At 41.3% G+C, this 8,138-nt stretch carries 8 protein-coding genes, 1 tRNA gene, 1 rRNA gene and 2 pseudogenes (1 of these 12 cut by a window edge); 10 read left to right on the top strand and 2 right to left on the bottom strand.

Annotation, left to right across the window (positions count from 1 at the left end; all coding sequences use genetic code 11):
* From NQ536_RS08805 to NQ536_RS08765, 9 genes and pseudogenes are all read left to right on the top strand, one after another.
* Window positions 1-1,583: ribosomal RNA gene (locus NQ536_RS08805) — 23S ribosomal RNA — on the top strand (it extends 1,297 nt beyond the left edge of the window).
* A gap of 182 nt (window positions 1,584-1,765) precedes the next feature.
* A tRNA-Trp gene (locus tag NQ536_RS08800) sits at window positions 1,766-1,836 on the top strand.
* A gap of 222 nt (window positions 1,837-2,058) precedes the next feature.
* Window positions 2,059-2,271: a helix-turn-helix domain-containing protein gene (locus NQ536_RS08795; RefSeq protein WP_004853489.1), complete on the top strand. Its 213-nt coding sequence runs from the start codon at window positions 2,059-2,061 to the stop codon at window positions 2,269-2,271.
* 3 nt (window positions 2,272-2,274) lie between these two features.
* Window positions 2,275-3,555, top strand: a complete 1,281-nt coding sequence (locus tag NQ536_RS08790; RefSeq protein ID WP_004853491.1) for a type II toxin-antitoxin system HipA family toxin — start codon at window positions 2,275-2,277, stop codon at window positions 3,553-3,555.
* 40 nt (window positions 3,556-3,595) lie between these two features.
* On the top strand, window positions 3,596-3,817 hold the full coding sequence (locus tag NQ536_RS08785) for a hypothetical protein (RefSeq protein ID WP_004853493.1): 222 nt from the start codon (window positions 3,596-3,598) through the stop codon (window positions 3,815-3,817).
* Between the two features lie 42 nt (window positions 3,818-3,859).
* Window positions 3,860-4,132 (top strand): annotated as a pseudogene (locus tag NQ536_RS08780) (LacI family DNA-binding transcriptional regulator); the annotation flags it as partial.
* On the top strand, window positions 4,114-4,506 hold the full coding sequence (locus tag NQ536_RS08775) for a DUF2716 domain-containing protein (RefSeq protein ID WP_081445876.1): 393 nt from the start codon (window positions 4,114-4,116) through the stop codon (window positions 4,504-4,506). The pseudogene NQ536_RS08780 and the gene NQ536_RS08775, both read left to right, overlap by 19 nt.
* Before the next feature lie 4 nt (window positions 4,507-4,510).
* Complete coding sequence (locus NQ536_RS08770) at window positions 4,511-5,389, top strand: LysR family transcriptional regulator (protein ID WP_004853500.1); 879 nt, start codon at window positions 4,511-4,513, stop codon at window positions 5,387-5,389.
* Between the two features lie 204 nt (window positions 5,390-5,593).
* The gene (locus NQ536_RS08765; RefSeq protein WP_004853502.1) at window positions 5,594-6,193 is read left to right on the top strand and encodes a YczE/YyaS/YitT family protein; all 600 of its coding nucleotides are present in this window, start codon (window positions 5,594-5,596) and stop codon (window positions 6,191-6,193) included.
* Here NQ536_RS08765 and NQ536_RS14030 read toward each other — a convergent pair.
* Complete coding sequence (locus NQ536_RS14030; RefSeq protein WP_071849524.1) at window positions 6,188-6,289, bottom strand: AraC family transcriptional regulator; 102 nt, start codon at window positions 6,287-6,289, stop codon at window positions 6,188-6,190. The genes NQ536_RS08765 and NQ536_RS14030 overlap by 6 nt on opposite strands.
* Window positions 6,290-6,450: 161 nt before the next feature.
* Here NQ536_RS14030 and NQ536_RS13870 point away from each other — a divergent pair.
* Window positions 6,451-6,621, top strand: a pseudogene (locus NQ536_RS13870) (sugar O-acetyltransferase); the annotation flags it as partial.
* A gap of 596 nt (window positions 6,622-7,217) precedes the next feature.
* Here the strand turns inward: NQ536_RS13870 and NQ536_RS08755 are convergent.
* A complete protein-coding gene (locus NQ536_RS08755) occupies window positions 7,218-8,012 on the bottom strand; it encodes an alpha/beta fold hydrolase (protein ID WP_004853507.1) in 795 nt (264 codons plus the stop codon).
* Window positions 8,013-8,138: the final 126 nt, after the last annotated feature.

Below are 8,138 nucleotides of genomic sequence, written 5' to 3'. Positions count from 1 at the left end.
TTAAGTGAGAATCTTAAAGGCCGAATATCTAAGGTTTCCAGGGTAAAGCTGATCTTCCCTGGGTAAGTCGGGGCCTAAGGCGAGGACGAAAGTCGTAGTCGATGGATAACAGGTTGAAATTCCTGTACTGCTTATGAACAGAACTGTGGGGACGCAGAAGGAGAGCACGAGCCGGAAATGGAAAAGCCGGTACAAGCGTATAGCAGTCACATAGGAAAATCCGTGTGAGAAATGTAAAGCGCGATGTGGATCGAACATTAGTAGAGAAGCGTGTGAGCCAGCTGCCAAGAAAAGCCGCTATTGTTTCATGAGTACCCGTACCGTAAACCGACACAGGTGGATGAGGAGAGAATCCTAAGGCCGGCGGGAGAAGTGTTGTTAAGGAACTCGGCAAAATGACTCCGTAACTTCGGGAGAAGGAGTGCCATAGAAATATGGCCGCAGAGAAATGGCCCAAGCAACTGTTTAGCAAAAACACAGGTCTATGCAAAACCGAAAGGTGAGGTATATGGGCTGACGCCTGCCCGGTGCTGGAAGGTTAAGAGGAGAGGTTAGAGCAATCGAAGCTTTGAATTTAAGCCCCAGTAAACGGCGGCCGTAACTATAACGGTCCTAAGGTAGCGAAATTCCTTGTCGGGTAAGTTCCGACCCGCACGAAAGGCGTAATGATTTGGGCACTGTCTCAACAACACACCCGGTGAAATTGAAATACCAGTGAAGATGCTGGTTACCTGCGCCAGGACGGAAAGACCCCATGGAGCTTTACTCCAGTTTGATACTGGGATTCGGTACTGTCTGTACAGGATAGGTGGGAGGCTAGGAAATGGTGACGCCAGTTGCCATGGAGCCAACCTTGGGATACCACCCTTACAGTACTGGGTTTCTAACCTGCAGCCGTGACCCGGCTGGGGGACAATGTCTGACGGGGAGTTTGACTGGGGCGGTCGCCTCCGAAAGAGTATCGGAGGCGCTCAAAGGTTCCCTCAGAACGGTTGGAAACCGTTCGAAGAGTGCAAAGGCAGAAGGGAGCTTGACTGCGACACCGACGGGTGGAGCAGATACGAAAGTAGGACTTAGTGATCCGGTGGTATAAAGTGGGATTGCCATCGCTCAACGGATAAAAGCTACCCTGGGGATAACAGGCTTATCACTCCCAAGAGTTCACATCGACGGAGTGGTTTGGCACCTCGATGTCGGCTCATCGCATCCTGGAGCTGTAGCAGGTTCCAAGGGTTGGGCTGTTCGCCCATTAAAGCGGTACGCGAGCTGGGTTCAGAACGTCGTGAGACAGTTCGGTCCCTATCCGGCGTGGGCGTAGGATATTTGAGAGGAGCTGTCCTTAGTACGAGAGGACCGGGATGGACAAACCTCTGGTGTATCTGTTGTTTTACCAAAGGCATGGCAGAGTAGCCAAGTTTGGCAGGGATAAACGCTGAAGGCATCTAAGCGTGAAGCCCCCCTCAAGATAAGATATCCCATCTTCGGAGTAAGACCCCTTGAAGACTACAAGGTTGATAGGCTTTGAGTGTAAGTGCGGTAACGCACTGAGCTGAGAAGTACTAATAGGTCGAGGACTTATCCTTAGAGGTTTCTAAGAGATAAGCTTTGGAGATACGCAAAAAAGCGGAAGAAAAAAGTTTACTTAGAAATGGACAAATAGATAGACAAGTCTTAATAACTTTCTGTGTGAAATTCTGAAGGTACAAAAGTAAAGAGTACCAGGAAAATTTAACGCTGCAACAGGTGTTAAATTTTTTCTGTATATAGGGGATTGGTCAAATGGTATGATAGGGGTCTCCAAAACCTTTGGTGGGAGTTCGATTCTCTCATCCCCTGCTGATAAGAAACGTCAGAAACCTTGGATTTACAAGGCTTCTGGCGTTTTTATTTATATAAGAAAAGTTGACTTAGCCGTACGGCTTATTGTATAATCAGAACTATACAAAATTAGCCGTACGGCTTATTTGCAAAGCGTATATATATAATTTAGCCGTACGACCATATGATGCGTATGAAGTTATGTGTTGATAATTTGATATAGAAAGACGAGGAATATGTATGAAAATAATAGATTCAAAATCTTTGGGTGAGGCAATCAGAATAAGAAGAAAAGAACTGAAATATACTCAGGCTTATATAGCAGAATTTACAGGATTTAGTGTAAGTTTTATTTCGGATTTGGAAAGAGGTAAGGCTACAGCAGAAATCGGAAAGGCAATTACAATTATCAATTTACTGGGAATGGATATTCTCGTAGAAAAGAGAGGTTAGAATATGAGAAATTTGGGGGTTTGGATAGAGATTGGTGGCTTGCAGACATATGTAGGTCGTATAATTGGAGAAAAAGAAGAAGATGCTAGATTCTCATATGCAGAAGAGTATTTATCTGGTAACATAGCCAGACCGATATCAATACATTTGCCATTATCTGAAAACGCATTTTCCGTTGATGATACAAGGAATTTTTTTGAAGGTTTGTTACCTGAAGGATTTACCAGAAGATGTGTGGCTGGGTTATTGCATACAGACGCAAATAATTATCTGTCATTATTAGCCGGGTTAGGTAATGAGTGTCTGGGAGCAATAAAAATTACAGATGAGAATAACGAAGTAGTAAATGCAGATTATCAGAAATTGACAATTGATGAGGTTAGTCAGTTGGCAAGAGAAGGAGCAATGGAGACTGCGGAGTTAGTCACAAAGTCACATTTGTCACTTACAGGAGCATCTGGAAAGGTTGGGTTATATTATGATGAAAATAATAAAGATTGGTATTTACCCAAAGGGTCAGCGCCAAGTACATATATAGTAAAGCAGAGTCATGTAAGGCTTGACGGAATAGTTACAAATGAGCAGTTGTGTATGATGACGGCAGGAAATATGGGAATAGAGATTCCTGAAAGTTTTATAGTCAATGTCGGAGATGGCAGAGATGAGGAAGTTTTGCTAGCAACTAAAAGATATGATCGTGCAATAAAGGACGGATTAAAAAAAATCAATGGGTTAAGTGTTCCGTACAGGTTACATCAGGAAGATTTCTCTCAAGCGATGGGAATTTCGGCGCATAACAAATATGAGAGTGATAATGCCGGATATTTAAAAATGATGTTTGAGATCATAAGACAGAAATCGTTCAACCCGATAGCAGATCAATTGAAAATGTGGGATATATGTATATTCAATTACCTAATAGGCAATACAGATAATCATATCAAAAATGTTTCATTGCTTTATGATGAAGAGTTGAAAACAGTATGCTTGGCACCGGCATATGACATATTGAGTACGGTAATATATACAAGCAGTACCAGAGATATGGCATTTAGTATTGGGAATGAGTATGATATTAAAAAGATCACCAGAGATTCATTTAGAAGAGAAGCGGCTAACATTGGACTAGGAGAGCAAATGGCTATGAAGCGGTTTGATTATTTGGCAAATGCTTTTCCGGATGCGCTGAATAAAGCATGTGATGAATTACTGGGCAAGGGATTTAACAAGGCGATTGATATTTATGAGAGAATTAGGGACAAGAGGAGAGAGTTTATTTCATGAGAAATATAAGGTCGATGTCTAATTTAAGGGGTTGATAGATATGAAAATGGACAGTATCTATGATGGAAAGGCATTTGACTGGGGGCGTATTTCTAAGTATTGTGCGAAGTACAGGGATATATATCCAGAAGAATTCTATCAGTATATATTAATGCTTGGAATATACAAGAAGGGACAGAACGTTTTAGAAAAATACGACAAAAACATAATAAGGATTTTGTTATGGGTTATGCGTTTAACCTTTGTAAAAATCAGATTTTGATTGTACCATGTAATTACAAATTCAGGTAAAGAGGGTATGGATATGATACATAACAGGGTTAGGATTGTGGATGTCGCAGATGCACTAGGACTTAGTACCGCAACTGTCTCAAAAGTGATTTATGGAAATACAGAAAAGATTTCAGATGAAACAGTAAAACGTGTTCAGCAGGAGCTTGAAAGGACAGGATATATCCCGAATATGGCAGGCATTCTGCTTGCGAGAAACAACTCAAGAATCATTGGAGTGGTGGTGAATGACCATGTGAAGTATGAAGGGAGGGTTTTAGAAGATGGATTCGTGATGGCATCACTGGTGAATGGATTATAATACCAGGCAATACAAAAAAGTATCATAAAGCGACTCCCTGGAGTGAAAAACAAGAGAAAATAATCAATTCTATTTTGAAGGAACTAGGACTGGAAAAAATGTATGCCTTAGACTGGAATCATGATTGTTTTGAATTCTCACCAATGGAAGATATTTCTATGAATTATAACTATTATGATCCTGATAGACAATGTCAAGTGTATTTTCCAACATATTATCCAGATGGAGATTATTATTTTTTCATTGATAGCACATGGAATTGTGGAATCTTCGGTCATCCCTGGCGAAATGAAATTATAGTAATGGGAAAAGAACTGATTAAAAGGTTTGAAAAAAACAAGGAAATACTAGAACTTTAAAGATATGGAATTAAGACTATTACGCTATTTTCTGACAGTAGCAAAAGAACAGAGCTTTACAAAAGCAGCAGAACAATTGCATATTACCCAGCCAACGCTTTCAAGACAAATGGCGGCATTTGAAGAGGAGCTTGGAGTAACATTATTTATTCGTATGGGGAAGAGAAGTTCACTCACTGATGAGGGAATTCTATTAAAAAGGCGAGCCCTGGAGATTCTTAATCTTGAGGAAATAACACTAGAGGAACTTAAAGGGAAAGAAACGGTAGTAGAGGGCACTATAACCATTGGATGCGGTGAATTTGCGGCAATGGAGACATTGGCGAAGATATGTAAAACGTACAAAGAAAAATATCCGCTGGTTCAGATTGCATTGCATACTGCAACAGCAGATGCAGTGTATGAGATGATGAGCAAAGGACTTGTAGACATTGCATTGTTCTTGGAGCCAGTGGACACCGAAGGTTTGGATTATATCCGGATTACGGATTGTGATCACTGGTGTGTTGGAATGCGGCCAGATGATCCGCTGGCCAAAAAAGAGTTTATAAAAAAGGAAGATCTCATAGGAAAACCATTGATCCTGCCCGAAAGAGGAAATGTTCAAAGTGAACTCGCCAATTGGTTTGGAAAAGACTTTTCGAAACTGCAGATTGCTTTTACGAGTAATCTTGGAACCAATGCCGGAGTCATGGCAGCAAATGGATTGGGGTATCCGATATCGATCGAAGGTGCTGCAAAGTATTGGAGAGATGACATTCTTGTACAACGAAAAATTTTTCCTGAAATTACGACAAGTACCGTGATTGCCTGGAGACGAAACATTCCATATTCCCTGGCGGTCAGTAAGATGATAGAAGAAATAAATGCTTTTCAGGCATAGGAGAGAATTTAATTGACAAGACTCTTGAATTTGTATCCAGGTGGTAGGGGATGAAATACCAGTTATTGACAAAAAGTTATAAATGATATAGTATAGCAACAATTAAAAAGAGCTTGTCTCGGCATGTAAGAAGACTATAGATTTTGCTGTTTCTGAACATAACAGTTTTATCTATAGTCTTTTTATTTGGCAACAGGAGGTTGTATGAGTAAAAGAGAGTGGATAAAGAAGATAGCTGTTATAATAATTGGTTCAGTCATTGCCGCATATGGTATAACCCTGGCATTGTATGCCGGATTTGGCGGTGCGACTTTGGCGGTATTATGGCAGGGAATATCTGGAACGTTTCATGTGAGTATCGGGGCAGCGTCGTTCATAGTTGCGGTGGTAATGATACTTTTTGTTCTCGTATATGACAGGTCACAGATACATATAGGAACTATACTTTACCAGATTGTTTACAGTCTGTGTGTTGATCTGTTTGCACAAATGCATGTCTACAGCAAATACATATGGCTCAATATGTTGATCATGCTCGTCGGAATCGTGCTGTTTGCGGTGGGAACAGGACTTTATGCGGCGGCGGACCTTGGGCGTGGTTCATACGAGGCTGTGACATTTGCGCTTGCAGAGAAGAATCACTGGCAGGTGAAGGTAGTCAGGATGATACTTGATGCTGCCATGGTTGTGATAGGTGTGATCCTTGGGGGAAAGTTTGGTGTGTGTACGGTTGTTACTGTGATTGTATCGGGGCCGATAATTCAGTTTACTGTTGGGAGAGCAAAGAGAATCATAAAACTATAAATTCTCTTTCCTATATTTATTCGGCGTAATCCCATAGTGCCTGTGAAACAACTCACAGAAATAGCTCGTACCGGAAAATCCACAGGCGTATGCCACTCATGCCAGTGGCTGACACCTCTGTAGTCGGGATAGAGGGATAGCTGTTCCATCATTATGTAGGCTGGAAATTGCAGAAGCTAAACTTCATGGAACGCTCGGATTTCAACGGCATATCAGAGGTTGTAAAGGAGTTGTTTGGCAAGTCTGATTGAGCTTGTGTTAACCCACCATTTTACTGCGATTACGGTTCACATATAGAAGTGGGCAAGAACTTCTTTGCAAATTATAACTGTACAATCCTTGATGTTGCAAAGGTGGCCATAGGTGACAATTGTTTCATGGCGCCAAATGTAGAGATATACACAGCGGGTCATCCGATATATCCAGATGGAATCCCAGAAGATGTTTTTGGAATAAAATAAATAACGAAAAAAGATTCAAATTGATGATATAGGATATAGAGTGATCGGATTATCACACGGAGTTAAACCACCATTTGTATCGCTAGAAATAGAAAAGACAGAGAAAAATCTAAAAGAAAAAATTTCTTACGATGGTTTGAAGCAAAAGTTAAATGGGGGTAGCCAAAAACATAGGAATTAAACCACTTTTGAGCGTATATGAGTGTATATAAAAACATAGTGATTTTAAATTACAGGTTCATTGAATTTCGCTGGGGGTCAGCGCATAATGAGAACAACGTGGACTGACACGATTCAATCCGAGGTTACATCGCTTGTGACCTATCCTGTTGCGAAAGATACAGGACGCTGGCAGGCAGCGAAAAACCTTGCTCCAATGCCGAACGTAAGGGTCGGTCTCGTTGTTCGGACAACAGAAAAATCAGTCACTAGAGGGTGGGAGTATTGCTGAGGCAATTCACCATCCTCTTAAATTTTGTGTAAATTGATCGTTGTACTGTCATTTGCAGGGGCGGTCCATATGATTATGAAGAAGTAGGGATTATTTGAATATTATACGAGGACTATAAAGTGTGATTTATGCCGCACACCCTGCAGACCTCATGAACCCAGCGGTCGGCGTCAAGCAGCAGTTCTTCGTGCTGCAGATCAAATTCACAGATATCCGGATCGGCGAAACACTTCCTGTAACGCTCAAGATATTTCTCACCCATTTTCTTGGCGTAGAATACGTGGATAGTCGTTCCGGGTACGTTTATGTGTTCTCCAACGCTTGTGTACAGGTCGGTGCAGAACTGATTCTTCATGGACTCCTTGGATATGAATGAAAAGTCTATTCCACTTCCTTTGCCCATGATCTCCATGAATTTCTTCATATATTCAGAACTGTCATTTCCTTCGTTCATTTTCTTCTCAAATACTTTTTTCAGAATACCGCTTTCCTTGCCGGTGATAAAAGGATAGAACATAGGCATCATGATGGCTGTCTCAAGCTTTGCCAGCCACTTTGGCGCCTGATCCATGTCGCTTGAACCTATGATTCCATGATCTATATGTATATTCTGACGCCCGATCAGGAGAGAGACAAATGAACCTCCGAGGGAACAGCCGTATGCTGCAAACAGCTTTCCGTCAAGTTTATCTTTGATGTAGTTCTCAACCTTCAGAACTTCGTCAAGCTCTGAAATAAATGTAGAATTCTCCGTATCGTCAAATCCACTGTAGCTGACAACCAGAGTATGAAAGTGCTCCTGAAGCCCATCAAGAACGTGTCCAAAGTTGGTTTTCCAATAGCAGCAGGTGCCAGGAAAGAGCATGATGCTCGGTTTATTTTTATCCCCGAATTCGTAAACTTTCATAAAAATATTCTCCTAATTGTTTGATAATATGCTAAAATTAAAAAAGTTAGATACGTCTAACCAATACAGATACTAGCACTGGCGAAAGCGACTGTCAATGTAAGTTCCTAATTGTCCCATATCTCC

Origin of the sequence: Coprococcus eutactus, from assembly GCF_025149915.1 — a bacterium.
GTDB lineage: Bacteria > Bacillota > Clostridia > Lachnospirales > Lachnospiraceae > Coprococcus > Coprococcus eutactus.
This window is presented reverse-complemented; position numbering and strand designations above follow the sequence as displayed.